General features: G+C 68.9%; 16 protein-coding genes. 8 read left to right on the forward strand and 8 right to left on the reverse strand.

The genetic code is table 11. The features are described from left to right. The first annotated feature begins 81 nt into the window (after positions 1-81). Complete coding sequence (locus BHS09_RS07630) at positions 82-543, forward strand: hypothetical protein (protein WP_140797533.1); 462 nt, start codon at positions 82-84, stop codon at positions 541-543. A 31-nt stretch (positions 544-574) separates the two neighbouring features. Here BHS09_RS07630 and BHS09_RS07635 read toward each other — a convergent pair whose 3' ends face one another. Further along, positions 575-1,666: an outer membrane protein assembly factor BamB family protein gene (locus tag BHS09_RS07635; RefSeq protein ID WP_140797534.1), complete on the reverse strand. Its 1,092-nt coding sequence runs from the start codon at positions 1,664-1,666 to the stop codon at positions 575-577. A 35-nt stretch (positions 1,667-1,701) separates the two neighbouring features. Between BHS09_RS07635 and add the strand changes: the two genes are divergently transcribed. The 4 genes from add (at position 1,702) to BHS09_RS07655 (ending at position 5,880) form a co-directional block, all read left to right on the forward strand. Further along, on the forward strand, positions 1,702-2,862 hold the full coding sequence (gene add / locus BHS09_RS07640; protein ID WP_090484346.1) for an adenosine deaminase: 1,161 nt from the start codon (positions 1,702-1,704) through the stop codon (positions 2,860-2,862). A gap of 80 nt (positions 2,863-2,942) precedes the next feature. Continuing rightward, positions 2,943-3,722, forward strand: a complete 780-nt coding sequence (locus BHS09_RS07645; RefSeq protein ID WP_140788604.1) for an SDR family oxidoreductase — start codon at positions 2,943-2,945, stop codon at positions 3,720-3,722. Positions 3,723-3,883: 161 nt separating this feature from the next. Beyond that, positions 3,884-5,308 carry an RtcB family protein gene (locus BHS09_RS07650; RefSeq protein WP_140797535.1) on the forward strand — a complete coding sequence of 475 codons (1,425 nt, stop codon included), beginning with the start codon at positions 3,884-3,886 and terminating at the stop codon, positions 5,306-5,308. 122 nt (positions 5,309-5,430) lie between these two features. Then, positions 5,431-5,880, forward strand: coding sequence for a hypothetical protein (locus BHS09_RS07655; RefSeq protein ID WP_237078112.1), 450 nt, complete (start codon positions 5,431-5,433; stop codon positions 5,878-5,880). Here the strand turns inward: BHS09_RS07655 and BHS09_RS07660 are convergent. Both BHS09_RS07660 and glgC read right to left on the reverse strand, forming a co-directional pair. After that, positions 5,877-6,398 carry a GNAT family N-acetyltransferase gene (locus tag BHS09_RS07660; RefSeq protein ID WP_140788610.1) on the reverse strand — a complete coding sequence of 174 codons (522 nt, stop codon included), beginning with the start codon at positions 6,396-6,398 and terminating at the stop codon, positions 5,877-5,879. The genes BHS09_RS07655 and BHS09_RS07660 overlap by 4 nt on opposite strands. A 7-nt stretch (positions 6,399-6,405) precedes the next feature. Further along, entirely contained in the window at positions 6,406-7,635 is a 1,230-nt protein-coding gene (gene glgC, locus BHS09_RS07665) for a glucose-1-phosphate adenylyltransferase (protein ID WP_140788611.1), read from the reverse strand. A gap of 260 nt (positions 7,636-7,895) precedes the next feature. On the opposite strand from glgC, the gene BHS09_RS07670 reads away from it, so the two are divergent. Together BHS09_RS07670 and BHS09_RS38820 are read left to right on the forward strand one after the other, a co-directional pair. Further along, complete coding sequence (locus BHS09_RS07670) at positions 7,896-8,777, forward strand: GGDEF domain-containing protein (RefSeq protein ID WP_140788612.1); 882 nt, start codon at positions 7,896-7,898, stop codon at positions 8,775-8,777. Between the two features lie 3 nt (positions 8,778-8,780). After that, complete coding sequence (locus BHS09_RS38820) at positions 8,781-8,951, forward strand: hypothetical protein (protein WP_174258684.1); 171 nt, start codon at positions 8,781-8,783, stop codon at positions 8,949-8,951. Between the two features lie 198 nt (positions 8,952-9,149). On the opposite strand, the gene BHS09_RS07675 is transcribed toward BHS09_RS38820, so the two are convergent. From BHS09_RS07675 to BHS09_RS07695, 5 genes are all read right to left on the reverse strand, one after another. Beyond that, the gene (locus tag BHS09_RS07675; protein WP_140788614.1) at positions 9,150-10,178 is read right to left on the reverse strand and encodes an NAD-dependent epimerase/dehydratase family protein; all 1,029 of its coding nucleotides are present in this window, start codon (positions 10,176-10,178) and stop codon (positions 9,150-9,152) included. Beyond that, positions 10,175-14,587 (reverse strand): AMP-binding protein, encoded by a 4,413-nt coding sequence (locus tag BHS09_RS07680; protein ID WP_140797536.1) that lies wholly within the window; start codon positions 14,585-14,587, stop codon positions 10,175-10,177. Before BHS09_RS07680 ends, BHS09_RS07675 begins: the two co-directional genes overlap by 4 nt. An 8-nt stretch (positions 14,588-14,595) precedes the next feature. Next, entirely contained in the window at positions 14,596-16,206 is a 1,611-nt protein-coding gene (larAH, locus tag BHS09_RS07685; RefSeq protein ID WP_140788616.1) for an NPN-dependent hydroxyacid isomerase, LarAH14/15/16 family, read from the reverse strand. A 13-nt stretch (positions 16,207-16,219) separates the two neighbouring features. Continuing rightward, positions 16,220-16,885, reverse strand: a complete 666-nt coding sequence (locus BHS09_RS07690) for an HAD family hydrolase (protein WP_011551641.1) — start codon at positions 16,883-16,885, stop codon at positions 16,220-16,222. 91 nt (positions 16,886-16,976) lie between these two features. Continuing rightward, positions 16,977-17,957, reverse strand: coding sequence for an NAD-dependent epimerase/dehydratase family protein (locus BHS09_RS07695; RefSeq protein WP_140797537.1), 981 nt, complete (start codon positions 17,955-17,957; stop codon positions 16,977-16,979). Positions 17,958-18,303: 346 nt separating this feature from the next. Here BHS09_RS07695 and BHS09_RS07700 point away from each other — a divergent pair, with 346 nt between their 5' ends. Beyond that, a complete protein-coding gene (locus BHS09_RS07700; RefSeq protein WP_011551643.1) occupies positions 18,304-18,621 on the forward strand; it encodes an SWIB/MDM2 domain-containing protein in 318 nt (105 codons plus the stop codon). Positions 18,622-18,714 lie beyond the last annotated feature (93 nt).

Raw genomic sequence — 18,714 nt, forward strand, 5'->3', positions numbered from 1 at the left:
GTCCGGCCGGGTGTGGTGGGAGTGACGAAAGAAAGCCCGCGCGCCTGACAGGGCGAATGCGCTGGTGGCAGAGTCCGGCGCGTGAGACTCGCCTCGCTGACCTGGTGCCTCCTGCTGGTGTGGTGTGGCTTCGGCTGTTCGCGAAGCTTCTCCTCGCAGGACCTCGGTGTGCAGTACGAGCCGCCCTCGGGCATGGGCCTGCGCTCTGTGGCGGCCGGGCCCCCGGCGCTGGCCCGCTTTGACGGGGGATTGGAGCTGCGCTCGGTGCGCGGCGCGGCGCCCGCCCTGGATGCGGGGCCGGAGGCCGTGCTGGCGGCGGGGTTGAAGGCGCCCGGAAAGTTGCTCCAGGACACGGAGGGCACGCTCCCGGCGGGGCCCGTGGCGCGCTACGAATTCTCACAGACGGGCGGCTCGCGCACGCTGGTGTACTTTGTGCCCAGGAAGGACGGCTTCGTGCTGGTCACCTTCTCCGCGCCCGAGCGTGACTACGGCGCGCTGTCCGCCCGCGTGGAGCGCTCGCTGTCGACGCTGCGGACGTGGTGAGTCCCGCGACGGTGTCCTGACGGAGGGCGGCTCAAGGGTCGGTCTTGCGCAGCCGCCATGACAGCACGCGTCCGTCCAGGCCCAGGACGATGACCTGGTCACCCAGCACCACGGGGCGGGTGCGCAGCGGCGTATCCGCGCGGACCGAGAAGGCCTGTGCCCAGGTCGCCGAGTTCAACGCGATGAGCCGTCCCTGACGCCCGCTGGTGGGCACCAGAAGCAGGTCCTCCCGCACCGGTGTCACCTCCGAGACGAGCGGGTCGGGCAGCGTGACGCGCGCCACCTCCTTTCCGTCCGAAGGGGACAGGCCGACGAGCGCGGAGGCCTCCCCAGCCGTGCCGACCCACACCGTTCCCAGCGCCAGCGACGGGGGACTGCTCAGGGCCTCCGCGGGGGCCTGCTCCCACAGGGACGTGCCGTCCCCGAGCCGCAGCGCCAGGACGTGGCCCTGGCGGGTGCTCACGTAGAGTGTGTCCTGCCACAACGTCATCCCCAGCACGTCCTGGATGTTCCGCTGCCAGCGCTTCGCCCCATCCTGGGTGGCCAGGGCCATCAGCCCGGCGTCACCGAGCGCCACCACCAGCAAGCCGTCCTGGAGGACCGGCACGGGATATCCGCGGGGCGCGGCCGTCGGCTCGGGCATTCCGGGTGGGGGGCGCTCCCAGTCCGTCTTTCCCGTGTCCGTGAAGAGGGAGCGGACGGCCCCATCCGGCGCGACGAGGAAGACGAATTTCCCCTCCGCATCCGCCACAGGTGCGGTAAGGACGGGGGGCTCTCCGGTGAGGCGCCATTGTACCGCGCCATCCGCGAGAGTCAGCCGGACCAGGTCTCCGCCCACCGTCCCGGCGATGACGCTGTCTCCCAGCAGGGCAGGGCGTGTGGCCACCTCCCGGTCCATGGCGGCCCGCCAGGCGACTCGGCCGCTCCGCTCCAGGCGGACGACGGTGCCGGCCTCATTGGCGGTGAGGACGCCGTCCGGCAGGGCCACCAGCCCCGCTCGAGACGAGGCGTCCGTGGAATGGCGGAAGTCGCTCGTCGCGGGTTCCCGGCACCCCATGACGGCCACCAGTGTCAGCGCCAGGGCGGGCAGCAAGGGCGTGCATGGACAGGCGCGAGACGACATGGTTTGGAGGATGGCGCAAGGAAGGAACTTGGACCATGCCTACCATTCGTGATGACGAGATTCCCAGCGCCACCGGCATTCCCTCGTCCGCCCGGCGGACGGACTTCGTGCCACCGCCCACCCTGGCGGTGACGGAAGAGCTGCTGCGCGCGCTGCCCAAGACGGACCTCCACTGCCACCTGGACGGGTCCATGCGCCTGAAGACCATCCTGGAGCTGGCCGAGCAGCAGAAAATCAAGCTGCTCGCCGACACCGAGGATGGCTTGGCCAAGGCCATCCACATGGGCGAGGTGTGCGAGAGCCTGGAGGAGTACCTCGTCGCCTTCGACGTGACGCTCTCCGTGCTCCAGACGGCCGAGTCCCTCTACCGCGCCGCCTACGAGCTGGCCGTGGACGCCGCCGCGGAGAACGTGCGCTGGCTGGAGGTCCGCTATTCGCCCGCGCTGCACCTGCAGAAGGGGCTGAAGATGACCACGGTCATCGACTCCGTGCTGGAGGGCCTGCGCGCCGCGAAGCGGGAGACGGGCATCAAGTGCGGCGTCATCGTCTGCGGCATCCGCCACATCAACCCGCAGACGTCCATGCGGCTGGCGGAGCTGGCGGTGGCCTACAAGAACCGCGGCGTCATCGGCTTCGACCTGGCCGGCGCGGAGGCGAGCTTCCCGGCGAAGGACCACCGGGACGCCTTCCAGCTCATCCTCAAGAACAACGTCAACTGCACCGCGCACGCGGGCGAGGCCTACGGACCCGAGTCCATCTCCCAGGCCATCCACAACCTGGGCGCGCACCGCATCGGCCACGGCACGCGGCTGCGCGAGGACGGGGACCTGCTCAACTACGTCAACGACCACCGCATCCCGCTGGAGGTGTGCCCCACCTCCAACGTGCAGACGGGCGCCGTGACGAGCCTGTCAGCGCACCCGCTGAAGTTCTACTTCGACTACGGCCTGCGGGTGACCATCAACACGGACAACCGCCTCATCACCGACACCACGGTGACCAAGGAGCTGTGGACGGCGCACTCCGCGCTGGGCCTGTCGCTGGAGGACCTGACCACCATCCTCGTCTCCGGCTTCAAGAGCGCCTTCCTCCCGTTCCGGGAGAAGCAGGACATGCTGCGGGCGGTGAACGAGGAGATCGCCCAGACGCTGGCGGCCTTCGACCAGAAGCGGCACCTGGTGAAGCAGCCCGCTTGATGACGTGACGTCCGGCGTCCCGGCCCCGTGCGAGGTGCAGTCGCCTCGCGGGGCCGGCGCCGGCCGCGAGGAGGTGGCACGTGGACCTGGAACTGGGTGGCAAGGTGGTACTGGTGACGGGTGGCTCGGAGGGGCTGGGGGCTGCGGTGGCCCGGCGGCTCGTCCGGGAGGGCGCGAAGGTGGCGCTCTGTGCCCGCGGGGCGGAGCGGCTGGAGGCCACCGCCGCGGCCCTGCGCGCCGAGGGTGGGGATGTGCTCACCGTCCAGGCCGACGTGTCACGTGCGTGGGAAGTGGAGCACTTCGTGGATGCCGCCCACGCGCGCTTCGGACGCATCGACGGGCTGGTGAACAACGCGGGCACCGCGGCGGGCCGGCCCTTCGCCTCGGTGAGTGACGCGGAGTGGGAGGCCGACCTCCAGCTCAAGGTCTTCGCGGCGATTCGTGCCTCGCGGCAGGCGCTGCCCTTCCTGAAGGAGTCGGGGAGCGGCGCCATCGTCAACGTGCTGGCCATCGCGGCGAAGACGCCGGGCGCAAACTCCACGCCGTCGTCGGTGTCTCGCGCGGCGGGGCTCGCCTTGACGAAGGCGCTGTCCAAGGAGTTGGGCCCCCACGCCATCCGGGTGAACGCGGTGCTGGTGGGCATCATCGAAAGTGGCCAGTGGGCGCGTCGTGCCAAGGAGGTGGGCAAGCCCGTGGAGTCCTTCCAGCAGGAGATGGCGCGTCACGCCGGAATTCCGCTGGGCCGGGTGGGGAAGGCGGAGGAGTTCGCGGACACCGTGGCCTTCTTGCTGTCACCCCGCGGTGGCTACATCAGCGGCGCGGCCATCAACGTGGATGGCGGCCTGTCCGCGGCCGTCTGATGTCCCTTCGTCAGGAACGGGCCGGGTGCCCGTGTGTGGACGGTGAAGACGGCTTCGCGCCGTCTGGCGACCGCGGCTGCTGACCCCAGGTCCCTCATCTCTCCGTCACGTCCCCCTGGCAGGTCCACGCAAAGGACCCCGGGGCATTCCTGAGTTGGGTCATGCAGCCGAAACTGAACCGGCTTCTCCGGGCGCTCGCCCGCGAGGGGCTCGAGGTCGCCTATGACGGCCGCCTCTATTCCGTCCGCCTCCTGGGTGACGCTCACGCGCCGCCCGCCGAAGTCCTCCTCCCGCCGGACCTGCCCGTGGAGGGCAAGGCCTTCCAACAACTCGCCCAGCTCGCGGCCCTGAGACACCCCGGTGGTGGCGAGGTGCTGCGGGTACGTGCCACGCCAGACTTCCACCCGGGAGACTCCGGGGTGGCCATTGGCTCGGTGCTCCACACGCGCGGGCTGGTGGTGCCCGGCGCCATTGGCACCGACATCAACTGCGGCATGCGGCTGCACGTCGCGGACCTCTCCGTGGAGGACTTCCTGGCGAAGCGGTCGGCCTTCGTCGAGCGGATGAAGGGCCACTACTTCTTCGGCACGCGTGACGTCACCATGGGCTCGCGGGCCTCCGAGGCGCTGCTGCGCGACGGCGTGCAGGGCTGGCTCCTGGAGACGCTGGAGCAGCCGCTGGGGTGCGCGGGACGGGCCGACCTGGCCCAACTCGACGCGGAGGTGTCGCGCATCCACCTGGGCGGCGGGCTGAAGGGCCATCCGCGCTGGGCGCCCGAGTCCTTCACGCGCGAAGGGCTGGTGCGCGACGCGGGCCTGGCCACCATTGGCGGCGGCAACCACTTCGTGGAGGTGCAGCGCGTGGAGGCCGTGGAGGACCGGGCTCGGGCGTGGGACTGGGGCGTGCGTGAGGGGCAGCTCGCGTTCATGATTCACTCCGGCAGCCGGGACGTGGGCAAGCATGTGGGCGTGGCCTGGCAGGACCGCGCGCGCCAGGCGTGGCCCGCGGGAACGCCGCTTCCGGCCAGCGGCATCCTCCCCCTGGGAGATGCGCGGCTCGTCACCGAATACCTGGAGGCGGAGGCGACAGCGGCCAACTACGCCTTCCTCAACCGCCTGCTGCTGGCGGAGTTGCTGCGCCAGACGCTCCGGGAGCTCTTCGGGGACGTGGAGGCTCCGCTCGTCTACGACGTGCCTCACAACCTGACGCTGCCCTACGAGGGCGGCTGGCTGGCGCGCAAGGGCGCATGCCCGGCGGGGGCGGAGCAACCCGTCATCATCCCCGGCTCCATGGGGGCCACGTCCTTCCTCATGGTGGGGTGTGGGGATGCGCGGGCGCTGGAGTCCGCGTCGCACGGCGCGGGCCGCGCGCGCTCCCGCTTCTCCCTGTCGCGGGGCGGCGCGGACCAGAGCGAGGCCGCCCTGGGGCTGACCGGCGTGGACTGCATCACCCTTCGCGCGGAGCGCCGCGTCGAAGAAGCGCCCGTGGCGTACAAGCCCATCCGCCCGGTGGTGGATGCGCAGGTGGAGGCCGGCATCGTCCGGGAGGTAGCCCGGCTCTCCCCCCTGCTCACCTTCAAGGCCTGAGCAGGGGGGAAGGGGGCACGTCATTTCACTTGGCGTGCTCCCCCGTCTCCGAGTGGAATGGCCGCGCGGCGGGCCCACTGCCCGCACGGCATTTCACGCGGCATCGAGGGGAACTGGGGACCATGGAGAACACCTACGGAGCGATGAACTCTCCCGGCGGAGCGGGCGCGAAGGAGGCCGTGTCGCTGCCGGCCATCTTGCTGATGGTCCTGTCCGCCATCACCGTGCTGCTGGGGCTCATCAACGTGCTCCAGGCCTTCGGTGGAGCGGACCCCGCAGTCGCGGAGGCGCTCAACAACCCCGACCTGCCCGAAGGCGCCCGGGAGATGCTGTCGGGGATGACGAGCACGGGCGGACAGCTGCTGCTCGCGCTGCCCACGCTGGTGCTCAACGGCATCGTCTTCTTCGGCGCGCTGAAGATGAAGAACCTGCAGAGCTACGGGCTGGCAATGGCCGCCGCCATCATCGCCGTCATCCCCTGCTGCGGCCCCTGCGCCTGTCTGGGCATCCCCGTGGGCATCTGGGCCCTGGTGGTGCTCAACAAGCCCGAGGTGAAGGCGGCCTTCACCTAGCCGCGGCGCCAGGCCGGCCATCGCCCCAGGGCCGTGGTCGGCCGCTGCTTCTGCATCCGCACGCACTCCAACTGGACGTCGACCGTGAGAGGGCGCCGGGCGGAGTGGACGGAGGCATAACCGTGCCGCTGATAGAAGTGTTCGGCGTTCAGGCTGGCATCCAGCCCCAGCAGCGCCGCGCTGCCCCGCCAGACGGCGGACTCCAGGGCCGACAGCAGGGCGGGGCCCACGCCATGGCCCGCCTCGTCTGGCACCACGTAGAGCGCTTCCAACTCACCTAGCGCCGCGTCCACCTGGCCGAAGCCCACCGCGCGCCGGCCGCGTTCCGCCACCAGCACCGTGCGCGGACGCTCCGGCCGCAGGTAGCCCTCCGGTTTCAAGAGCCGCACCCAGGTGCTCACCTCGTGCGGCGCGTACGCGCGCGGGCACAGGGCTTCCACGGCCAGGGTGTGGATGCGCCACAGCGTGCGGCGGTCGGACTCCTTCGCGGGCCTCAGGAGGAGTCCGTCCGCGCCCATGGCCGTCTCAGGTCACCTTCATGCCCTTGGGAATCACCACGACGCCCCCGGGCGTGACGTGGAAGCGCCGCCGGTCCTCCACCGGGTCGAACCCGATGGTCATCCCCGGCGGAATCTCCACGTTCTTGTCGATGATGGCCCGGCGGATGCGGCAGCGCCGGCCGATGGTGACGTTCTCGAACAGGAGGGAGTCCTCCACCTCCGAGTACGAATTGACGCGCACCTTCGGTGACAGCACCGAGCGCCGCACGCTGCCGCCGGAGATGATGCAGCCCTCCGCCACCAGCGTGTCCATGGCGTGGCCCACGCGGCTGTTCTGCTCGTCCGCGAAGACGAACTTCGCCGGCGGGTAGTTGTTGGGCTGGGTGTGGATGGGCCAGCGGTCGTTGTAGAGGTTGAACGTGGGGTCCACCTCCACCAGATCCATGTTGGACTGGTAGTAGACGTCGATGTTCCCCACGTCCCGCCAGTAGCCGCGCTCCTTGGCCTCCTGGCCTGGGACCTCGTTCTGGGCGAAGTCGTACACGTACACCGGCGCGCGCTTGTACAGCTCGCTGATGATGGACTTGCCGAAGTCGTGCGCGCTCGTCTCGTTCGCCGCGTCCCGCACCACCTCCTGCACCAGCACGTCGGTGGAGAAGAGGTAATTGCCCATGGAGGCCAGGCACATCTTGGGGTTGCCCGGCATGGGCGGCGGGTCCTTGGGCTTCTCCAGGAACTGCCGCATCCGCCCGTCCGGCCCCACGTCGATGATGCCGAACTCGCGTCCCTGCTCAATCGGGACGGGAATCGCGGCCACCGTGCACGCGGCCTTCTTCGCGCAGTGGAAGTCCAGCATCTGGCGCGTGTCCATCCGGTACACGTGGTCCGCGCCGAAGACGAAGATGTAGTCCGGCTCCTCGTCGGTGATGATGTTGAGGTTCTGGTAGATGGCGTCCGCGCTGCCCTTGTACCAGTCCAGCCCGGTGCGCATCTGCGCGGGCACGGGCTCCACGTAGTGGCCCAGGAACGCCGTCATCCGCCAGGCGCGGGACAGGTGGTTGTTGAGCGAGTCGCTCTTGTACTGCGTCAACACCTTCATCCGGTACACGCCGGAGTTGGCGAAGTTCGAGAGAACGAAATCGATGATGCGGTAGCGGCCGCCGAAGGGGACAGCGGGCTTCGCGCGCTCGCGCGTCAGGGGCTCCAGGCGCGTGCCAGCGCCTCCAGCCAGAATCATCGCCAGGACTTTGGACATAGGTGTTCCGGACGTTAGTCGTCCCCGGAGGGCCGGCAAGGGCACGTGTGCCTGCCTGCCAGCCATCGTTGAGTGCCGAACCGCCTGTTCAGGTGTCCTGACCGGCGCTGGACGTCCCGACGCCTCGGGTTTCCGGGCCTCGCCGCGCCTGGAGGACTCCCCCGGGCGGCATGTGGGAGAAACGCCGCCAAGGGCCGAAGAACCGGCCCCGGCTGCGTTGCATGGCGTCTGCCGAGGCTATCGTGCTAGCCTCGTTTCCGATGGCCGGCGACGAAACCCGCGTCACCAAGATCTCAACGCTCAACGTGCATGCCCACCGCAGCACGGAGTGTTGTCTCGTGCAGATTCACGGCCCGGAGCTCGGCAAGAAGTACCTCATCGAGGATGCCGAACTCACCATCGGGCGGGATCAGCACAACCACATCGTAGTGGACCTGGACAACGTGTCCCGCCGCCACGCCCGGATTCTGGGGCGTGGGGGGAAGATGCTCGTTGAAGACCTGGGCTCCACCAACGGTACCTTCCTCAATGACCAGGAAGTGCTTCAGGCCTCGCCGCTGCGCAGCGGGGACCTGGTCAAGGTCGGAGGCTCCATCTTCAAGTTCCTCGATGGCGACAACATCGAGACCCAGTACCACGAGACCATCTACACGCTGACCATCGCGGACGGCCTCACCGGCATCAACAACAAGAGGTACTTCCTGGAGTACCTCGAGAAGGAGATGGGCCGGTCGACCCGCTATCAGCGCACCCTCACGCTGATGATGTTCGACATCGACCACTTCAAGCAGATCAACGACGTCCACGGCCACCTCGCCGGGGACTACGTGCTGCGGGAGCTGGCCCAGTCCATCAAGCGCCTGGTGCGCCGCGAGCAGTGCTTCGCCCGCTACGGCGGCGAGGAGTTCGCCGTCGTCCTCCCCGAGGACGGCCCGGACAAGGCGCGCCTGTTCGCGGAGAAGATTCGCCGGCTCATCGCGGAGAAGTCCTTCGTCTACGACGAGAAGGAAATCCCCGTCACCATCTCCATTGGCGTGGCCGAGCAGACGCCGGACATGCTGGAGCCCACGCACTTCATCAAGGTGGCGGACGCCAACCTGTACAAGGCGAAGAAGTCGGGCCGAAACCGCGTGGTGGGCTAGGCCGTGGCCGCCAGCGCAAGCGAAGCGGGCCCGTCCTTCCTCGCGCGGTTGGTGCTCGTGCTCCTGGGCTGCGTCTTCCTCGGCGCGGCCTGGGTGTGGAGCCACCGCGCGGAGCCCTGGGCGGCGCGCCTGGTGGACAACGCCCGGCGCACGGTGGGTGTGCCGCAGCGGTAGTCGCGATGTGATGCGCCTGGCTCCGTGCCGTCGAAGCCAGGCGGTGTCGTCCGGGCGGTTTCGGTCAATGCGGGACGTCGGGCTGCCGTGCGCTCGCCCAGTCGTCTCCGGTAGCGGCGCGACGGCGGGCCACGGTGCGCACCGCGGCCCAGCCGGGGGCGGGATTTCGGTGCCCGGAAGCTCCCGCCAGAATCCCGCTCAGGTGTTCTCGCGCAGCTCCGCCAGCCGGCCCTTGGTGCCCGGCAGGCTCTGGGGCGGCATCTTCCCGTAGATGTGTTGCACCGTCTCGGAGAGCGTCTCCTGGATGTCGCGCGCGCGGAAGCCGAGCTCGGCCTCCGCCTTGGACGCGTCCAGCCAGAACCAGTGCTCGCCGATGTCGATTTCCTGCGGGTCCAGCGTCGGCGTGGTGCCGCGCACCTTGGCCCAGCGCTCCAGCAGCTTCCCGCCGAGCACGTTGACCTTGGAGGGCAGCTTCAGCTTCGGCGCGGGCACGCCGGACAGGCGCTCCAGCCGCTGGAAGAAATCCTTCATGGACAGATTCACGCCCATGAGGTGACGGCCGTACACCTCGCCCCGGGTGAGCGCCTGGACGAAGGCGTCCGCCGCGTCGCGCGCGTCCACGAAGGAGATGCCGCCGCCCGGCATGGCCGGAATCTCGCGGTTGAGGAACTTCACCACCGTCCACGTGGAGGACAGCCGGTCATCCCCGGGCCCCATCAGCAGGCTGGGGTTGAGCACCACCAGGGGAATGTCGTGCTTGCGGCAGTACGCGAGCGCCAGCTTCTCCTCGTAGATTTTCGACAGGTAGTAGGGCCACTGGCCCACCACCGTAATCGGGTAGTCGGCGCTCTCGTCGCGGACGTGCGCCTCCTTCGACACCGCGATGGTGCCGGAGGTGGAGGCCAGCACCACGCGCTTCACGCCGGCCTCGCGCACGTCCCGCAGCAGCTCGCGGGTGCTGTCCACGTGCAGCTCGAACATCTTCCGCGCGTCCTTCGGCTGGAAGGAGACGAGCCCCGCCAGGTGGTAGACGGCGTCCACGCCCTCCAGCGCGCGGCGCACCGCGTCCCGGTTCTTCAAGTCACCGGGGACGAACTCCGTGCCCGCGTAGGGCGCGCCCGAAGGCTGCGAGCGGCCGATGAGCCGCACCTCGTGGCCCGCCGCCACCAGCCTGGGCACCAGGTGCGTGCCCAGAAAGCCCGTGCCTCCCGTCACCAGCAGCTTCACGAGTCCTTCCCTTCCGTGGACGTGGACGCGCGGGGACTGGCCCCGGCCAGAGGCAGGTCCACGCGCTCCAGGTTCAGCACCCGGCCGTCGCGCAGCGCCCGCATCGAGTCCTCCGCGATGCGGGTGACGTAGCGGTAGCCCTCCGAGCGCGCCATGCCCTGCACCCGCGTGCGCAGGTCCGCGTGGCCCAGCACCGGACCGATGTTCACCCGCAGGGGCGTCTTCGTCTTGGGCAGCACGCTGCCCTTGGGCAGCGCGTCGAAGGCGCCGCCGATGTACAGCGGCAGCACGTCCATGTTGAAGGTGAGCGCCAGGTAGCCCAGCGTGGACTTGAACTCCATCAGCTCGCCGGTGGTGGAGCGCGTGCCCTCCGGGAAGATGAGGACGTTGAAGCCCTGTCGCAGCGCCTCGCCCGCCATCCGCAGCGACTCGCGCAGCGAGCCCTGCCGTTCGATGGGCACCAGGTTGGTGAAGTTCTCGAACCAGGCGCGCTTGAGCGGCGTGTTGAAGAAGTAGTCGCGCGCCGCCAGGGACACCAGCCGCTCGCCCTGGTCACCCAGCGCCACTCGAACCAGGCCCGCGTCCAGGTGGCTGGAGTGGTTGGCGATGACGAGGAAGTTGCGGTTCTGCGGGATGAAGGACTTGCCCGTCACCTTCACGTCGAACACGCCGCCGTAGAGCACCTTCTGCCCGAAGGACAAGAGCTGCCGGCCGACGTCCGCGACCACGTCGGGCACCGGAATCTCCACCTCTTCCGCGCGCTCGTTCTCCTTGGAGATCTCCTTCGCGCGCGTCTCCACCGTGGGGCGCTTGCCGGAGGACGCCACCACCTTGCGCAGGTCCTCCACCGTCTGCACCTGCGTCAGGTCCTCCACCGCGGGCAGCGGCACGCCGGCCGCCTCCAGCGCGGAGGACAGCTCGGTGAGCATCAGCGAGTCGAAGCCGAGGTCGCCGCTGAGCAGCGCGTCCGGACGCACGTCGGACACCGGCCGGTGGCTGACGTCAGCGATGAGCGGGAAGAGCCAGTCCGCGATGCCGCCCGTGGCGGGGTTGGCCGCCTTCTCGCGCGCCTTGCTGGCGCTGGCCGCCATGCGCTCCTGGCGCTTGAGCTCCTCCACCACCTGCTTGCGCTTCACGCTGCGCTTGGCAGTGCGGGGCAGCTCGCCGTCCCACAGGCGCAACACCTTCACGCGCCGGTAGAAGGGCATGCCCGCGCTCACCTTGCGGAAGTGCTCCTCCAACTCGCGGCGCACTTCCTCACGCAGGCGGTCTGCGTAGTCGGGCACGCACAGGCACGCCACCTTCTCGCCGCCCGCGTCGTCGGGCAGGCCGACGATGGACAGCTCCTTGATGTGCGTGTGGTCCTGGTACAGCTCCTCCAACTCGTCCGGGTAGATGTTCTTCCCGTTGTGGTCGATGATGACGTCCTTCGCGCGGCCCACCAGGTACAGGTGGCCCTCCGCGTCCAGACGTCCCAAGTCGCCCGTGTGGAGCCAGCCGTCCTTGAGCACCGCCTCGGTGGCCTCACGGTCGCCGAAGTAGCCGGGCATGACGTTGGGGCCCTTGGCCAGCACTTCTCCCAACCCGTCGTTGTCCGGATTGAGGATGCGCAGCTCGATACCGGGCAGCGCGCGGCCCACCGTTCCAGGCTGGCGCTTGTTGCCGGGCTTCGTCACCGCCAGCACCGGCGCGGCCTCCGTCAGGCCGTAGCCCTCCGTGATGTTGAAGCCCAGCTCGTGGAAGGCCTTGTGCACGTCGTCCGGCAGCGCCGAGCCGCCCGACACGATGACCTTGATGCGCCCGCCGAACTTGCGGTGCACCGGCCAGAACAGCAGCTTGCCCAGGTTGATGTTGTTGCGGTTGCGCAGCTCGCCGTGGGTGGCCATCAGCGCCTTGAGCGCCTGCTCGATGAACGGCGGGCGGCTGGCGAACTCCTGCGTAATCTTGCGGTGCAAGAGCTGCCACAGCGCTGGCACGCCCACCATGGCGGTGATGCGGCCCGTCTCGAACACCTCGCCCAGCCGGTCCGACGTCAGCTCGTCGATGTACGTGATTTCCGCCCCGCGCCAGAACGGGGTGAGGAAGCCAGCGGCGAACTCGAAGGTGTGGTGCAGCGGCAGCACGGACAGCACGCCGTCGCCCACGCCGATGTCGAAGGTCCCCGCCAGCTTCGCCACCAGCGCGGCGAAGTTCCGGTGGGTGAGCATGACGCCCTTGGGCGTGCCCGTGGTGCCAGAGGTGAAGATGATGCTGGCCAGGTCGTCCGCCGCGGCGGACTTGCGCACGGGACCGATGCGGTCCGGGTACGCCGGGTCGCCCGTCATCGCCTCCGCGAGGCTGGCCACGGTGACGCCGTCACCCAGCGCGGCGAAGAGGCCGGGGAAGTCCCGGGCCGCATCCTCGGAGACGAGGCACGCGCGCGCTTCCGCCCGGCGGGCGATGTTGACGAGCTCCGCCTCGCTCAAGCCCGGGTCCACCGGAACGACGGTGGCGCCCGCGCGCAGGATGCCGAAGTAGTTGATGCCCCACTCGGGCCGGTTCTCCGACACCAGCAGCACGCGGTCGCCGTGCTTGATGCCCGCGGCCAGCAGGAAGCTGCCCACGCGCTCGGCGTAGCGGTGCACCTCGCCGTAGGTGAAGCGCTCCTCCTTCTCGCCCGCCACCATGCGGAAGGCCACACGGTGCCGGTACGCGTGCACCGTGGCTTCCATCAGCTCCAGCAGGTCGCGGTGCGCGGGGATGACGGTGCGCTTCTCGCGCTCCGACTCCATGCCTGGGAACACCCACTTCTCCAGGCCGGGGAGGTGGGTCCCCAGGAAGTACTCGCGCCAGTCGATGTGCTCCGGGTCCCAGGGCACCTTCAACCGGTCCGCGTGCGCCATGCGCGCGTAGACGGAGCGCGTGTTGTCGCAGCGGAAGACGTAGCGGTTCTCGTAGAGGAAGGGGAGGAACAGCTCCGTCAGGGCGATGATGCCCTGGGCGTTGTCGTCCACCTCGTCCAGCGACACCTTCGCCTTGTCCAGCATGGCCTGGACGGCCGGAGCGCCCCACGCGGGACGCACCTCGTCGATGGCCTTCTTCAGGAAGCGCGCGCCGCGCAGCAGCATGGGCGCGCTGAACAGCTCGAACTCCTTCTTGCTGACCGGCTGCGGCTCGACGCGCGAGCGCAGCTTGTTCATCAGCGCATTGCCGGACTCGCGGTTGCGGTAGTAGCGCCGCCGGTACAGGCCCACCAGCTCCACCGAGCGGCCGGCGTAGAAGGGGTTCTCGTCGCCGGAGGCGAGCTGGTAGATGCGCCGCTCCTCCACGTCCATGGCATGCGCGGTGATGCCGATGGTGGCGCCCGCCACCTGGTCCACCGGGATGATGTCCAGGATGGTGTTTTCGCCCGCGGGGATGCCGCCGGGGCCCTTGATGCCCGCGAAGGCCAGGGGCGCGGAGGTGGTGAAGCCCTCGTTCCAGCCGGGGAAGGGGAAGTGCCGCGCGCTCTCCACGATGGAGGGCCGGACGATGGAGTAGCGCAGGCCCGGGGTGGCCGCGAGCACCTGCTCGCCCAGGGACTTGGTGTACGTGTACGTGTTGGGCCAGCCCCAGTGGGCGGCGCGCTCCATGCCGGCGCGAACCAGCTCGCCGCTGAGCCACAGCTTGCGCTCACGGCCCACCGCCAGCCGCAGCGTCTTCTCGTCGTTGGTGTCGCGGCCTTCTTCTTCCAGCCGGTCCAGCGCCTTCTTGCGGAAGGTGGACGTGAGGGCCCGGTCCTCGGCCTGCTCGCGCAGCCGCGCGACGATGCGCGCCGCGTCCTGCAGCTCCTGCTCCAGGCTGAAGTCGCGGCCGTCCATCTCCTCCCGCTTGGGGAAGTAGCCGCGAACCTCCTCGTCCTCGAAGACGAGCCCGCTGCGGTTGCCGGCCACGAAGGCCGTGGACATGTGAATCAGCGGGACGGACCAGCGCAGCGCCAGCGCCGCGGCGAACTTCAGGCCGTGGGTGTTGACGTTGAGGCCCACCTCCAGCGACGGGTTGAAGGACACCAGACCGGCGCAGTTGATGAACGCGTGCACCTTCCCGGTGAGCGCCTCCACCTGGGGCTCTTCCAGGCCCATCCACGGGTCGGTGATGTCGCCGTCCAGCACCTCCACCTTCTGACGGATGAAGGCCAGCGCGCCTTCGTCCCCCAGGCTGTCGCGCAGCGGCTGGAAGGGCTCGCTGGTGGCGACCTTGTCGAAGAAGCGGCGCTCGGCGGACGCGGCGCTGCCCTTGCGGACCAGCACGTACACCTTGTCCAGGTCCTGCCCGTAGCGGGTCAGCAGCATGGACAGCGTCACCTTGCCCACGAAGCCGGTGGCGCCCGCGAAGAGCAGGCGCTTGCCGGTGAAGGTCTGGGTGACGTTCAGCTCGGGAAGGGCGGCCATGGGCGTCCTCACTTCACATCCACCATCACCGTGGGCGCGATGCGCAGCAGGCTGATGGTGGCCGAGCGGCCCATGAACCCGCGGGCTTCTTCAATGGCCTCGGTGAGCGTGTCGGTGCGGTCCCAGCCCATCAGAGCGGGGACGTGGTTGTTCTCCGCGCCCGCGACAATGACCTTGCCCACGTGCTGGCGGCCATTCTCGCCCCAGTACCACATGTAGAAGGGGTGCACGCCGTGGTAGGCGTTGCCCTTGCGGTACAGGTGCACGTAGCTGGGGTTCTCCGCGAACTCGCGCTCGTACTTGTGCTCCAGCTTCATGGAGTCCCGCGTCTCCGGCAGCAGCCGGTGGAAGAACTCGATGTAGCTGGGGTGGTGCTCCGGGTCGAACTCGTCGTAGGCCGGGTGCAGGAGGATGAGCACGCCGCCCTTCTTCACGAGCGGCACGCCGCGGTTCAGGTTGTAGAAGTAGCCCAGCCCCATCACCTGCACCAGGAGCGGGTTGAGGATGGAGTTGACGCTGTACGGGGAGATGAACGGGATGGGGAAGATGACGATGTCGCTCTGTCCCTCCACCGGCACCACGTACTGCTTGTAGCTCGTCTCCAGCGTCTTCTGATGCGTGGGCTCCGTGGCGCCGGCATAGACGCCCGTGACATCATAGGGCGCGGGGACGGAGTTGAGCACCTTGCGCGCGGCGGCGCGCGGCAGCTTGGACAGCGCGAAGCGCATGGCCTGGAACTTCAGCCGGTCCGCCTCCGTGTAGTCCTCTTCCTTCTTCGCCAGGAAGTCGGTGGGGCCGCCGAACATGCGGTTGTTCAGCGCCGTCTCGATGTGGAAGACCTTCAGGTGCTTGTCGATGTTGCGCCCGATGCGCTCGTTGCTCTTGTAGAGCGCGCTCGTCTTGGGCTCCATGTAGCTGTCGGAGGCGCGGATGGTCTTCGGGTTGTGGTGGTGGCGCAGCGACGCGTAGTTGGACACGCCGGTGCCCATGGACTTGTGCCCGCCGTTCATGGGCACGAAGTTCACATTCACGTAGACGATGAGGTCGCTCTCCGCCACGCGGCGGTTCACCGACACCTCTTCACCGTGGGACGTGCGCTCCAGCGCGACCATCCCGTCCGGGTCCTCGGCGTCGTGGTTGTAGTAGCGGTCCGGGTAGTAGGCGTCGAAGATCTTCTCGCCCACCATGCGCTTCATCTCGCCTTCCGTCATGCGGCGGTGCAGGGCGTTGGCGATGATGAGGTGCACGTCGTCCACGCCGCTGTCGGCGGCCAGCTCCAGGACGATTTCCAGGATGGTCTGCCGCACGTCCGGCGTGACCATGGGCGGCAGCGGCACGCTGATGTCGTCGATGACGCACGTCAGGCGCATGCCCGGCTTGAGGAGCGCGTGCAGCGGCTCCATGCCCTCCGGGTTGTTGATGGCGTAGCGGATGGCGGCCTTGACGTTGGGCACGCCGGCCAGGGGCGGGCGCGGGAAGATGACGCGCGTGCCGACCGGAAGGTCTTCTTGCAGGAAGTTCTCACCGTGGAACAGCACGCGCGGGGGGCTGCCCTTCTCGGTGATGACGACCTGGCTTTCCTCGTCGTACAGCTTCTGGAGCGTCTTGAACGGGCGCATGGCGTGGGGGCTCTTACTTGAGGTCGAGGATGGGCCAGTTGTAGGCGCGCGCGATGGAGCGCAGCCGCAGGTCCGGGTTCACCGCGGTGGGACGGCCCACCACCGCGAGCATCGCGTAGTCAGAGGCGCTGTCGGAGTAGCCGTGGCACTTGTCCAGCGACAGGCCTTCCTTGGTGCAGTAGGCGCGGATGGCGTTCGCCTTGTTCGCGCCTTCGATGATGGGCGGAATCACCTTGCCCGTCGCCTTGCCGCCCACGAACTGCATCTTGTTGGCGATCATGTCGTCGGCGCCCAGGTGGCGCGCCAGCGGGCGCATGGTGAAGTCCAGCGCGCCCGTGACGAGGACAATCTTGCAGCCGCTGCGGCGGGCCTGGTCGATGAGGTCCTGCGTCTGCTCGAAGAGGGCGGGCTGCAGCACGTCCTCGAACATGTCCTCGGCGATGGTGACCAGGCGGTCTTCGCTCAGGCCCGCGTAGTAGCGGTAGAAGAACTCGTTGAACGTCTTGCGGTCCACCGCGTCCATGACACCGAAGAGCGGCACGCTGAGGGCGGTGCTCAGGGTCCGTCCCGCGATGCCCAGGACGGAGCCGCGGTTCATCGCGTAGTACGCGTAGACGTGGACGACGTTCGTCTTCACGAGCGTCCCGTCGACATCGAAGAAGGCAGCTTTCGAGGACATGGGGCTGCGGGCTTCCTGACACTTCGAGGGGGGGGAGGTCAATGATGCCGGGAGTTTGGCGCGCCTCCCGGCGGCTCGGGGAGAGAAGGGGCTACAGCCAGCCCTGTTCCTGGTACCACCGCACGCTGCGACGGATGGAGTCCGCTAGGTCGCGCCGGGGGTGAAAGCCGAGCAGCCGCTCGGCCTTGGCCCCGGAGCACGTCCAGGCAGGCGCCAACAGCTGCTTCGCCATCTTCCGGCTCAGGGCCAGCTTGCGGCCCGTCAGCTGCGACACCCCGTCCGCCGCCGTGGCCAGGGCCCGGAGCACCGCGGGGTGCACGCGCACCGTGCGGGGTGTGAGTCCCAGGGCTTGCGCCCCCATGTCCTGCACCTTCTCCAGGGACAGGGGTTCGCCGGGGCCCGCGCAGAAGAAGGCCTCACCAATCGCCGCGGGGTGGGTGGCTTGCAGCAAGAGGATGTCCACCACGTCCTCCACATCCACCATGGTCAGCGGGCGGGGGCCGCCGGACAGTTCCAGCCGGATGCCGCGCTGGGCCATCTTGAAGAAGGGGAGGTTCTCCCTGTCCCCGGGGCCCAGGATGCGCGGCGGCCGGGACACCGTGATGGGCAGCCGGTCTCCATAGGAGAAGGCGATGCGCTCGGCCTCCGCCTTGCTCTCCCCGTACCATTCGTGGGGGTGGAAGGCGTCTTCCTCCACGTGCGGCCGGGTGGGCGTGGACGGACCGCAGGCGGCCAGCGAACCCGTGAGCACCATCCGGGGGCGGTGGCCCGCGGCCACCATGGCCTCGCACAGGTGGCGGGTGCCCTCCGCGTTGACGCGCATGAAGTCGTCGCGTGTCGCGCCGCGGCGAGCGCCGGCGAGATGGAAGACGACGTCCTGCCCCGCCACCGCGGCGGCCAGTGTGGAGGGCGCCGTCACGTCGCCGTCCACCCGCGTACAGGTCACTCCCGCGAGCCCCGAGGCGTCTCCTCCCGGGCGCAACAGGCATGTGACGGTGTCTCCGCGCGCGGCCAGGGCCTTGGCCAGCCATGTTCCCAGGAAGCCGCCTGCACCAGTGATGAGGGCTCGCATGACGGGGTTTCATCCAAAAAAACACACCACGTCCGCAAGGAGAATCCGGCGGCTGCTTCGGTGCTGATCCACGCCGGTAAGGGGTTTCCCGAGGGCAGATATCGTTCCGGAGCCTGATTTTCGGGCTCCGGACGCGTTTCAAAGCGAAGGCGCGAGAGGGGGCCGAGCGCTCCGGAGGCTGATTCTCGGGCTCCAGCCGCGTTCGCAGAGGGGCGCTCAGAGGGAAAAACGCAGGAGAGGGCTGTTTTTCGGGCTTGGGCGTGCTACTTCTACGCCGCATCGGCTCTCGCTTCACATAAGCAAAGCCGTACAACGTCCCCTTCGGAGGGGAGGAGACTCAAGACGAATGGCCGCCAAGAAAGCTGCTGCGAAGAAGGCTCCCGCCGCGAAGAAGGCTCCCGCTGCGAAGAAGCGCACGCCGAACGCGTCGTTCATGAAGGAGATGACGCCGTCTGCCGCGCTCGCTGAGATCGTCGGCGCGAAGCCGCTGCCGCGCACGGAGGTTGTCAAGAAGCTCTGGGCCTACATCAAGAAGCAGGGCCTGCAGGACGCGAAGAACAAGCGGCAGATCAACGCCGACGACAAGCTCAAGCCCATCTTTGGTGGCAAGAAGAGCGTCACCATGTTCGAGATGACGGCGCTGGTGAACAAGCAGCTGAGCTGAGCATTGGCCGGGGTCTCCCGGTCGCCGTACTCGGGGCTCGCCGCGACAAGCGGCGGGCCCTTTGCATTTCCAGGGGTTGGCGTGTCGCCGCGG

The sequence above is a fragment of the Myxococcus xanthus genome (genome assembly GCF_006402735.1).
Lineage (GTDB): Bacteria > Myxococcota > Myxococcia > Myxococcales > Myxococcaceae > Myxococcus > Myxococcus xanthus_A.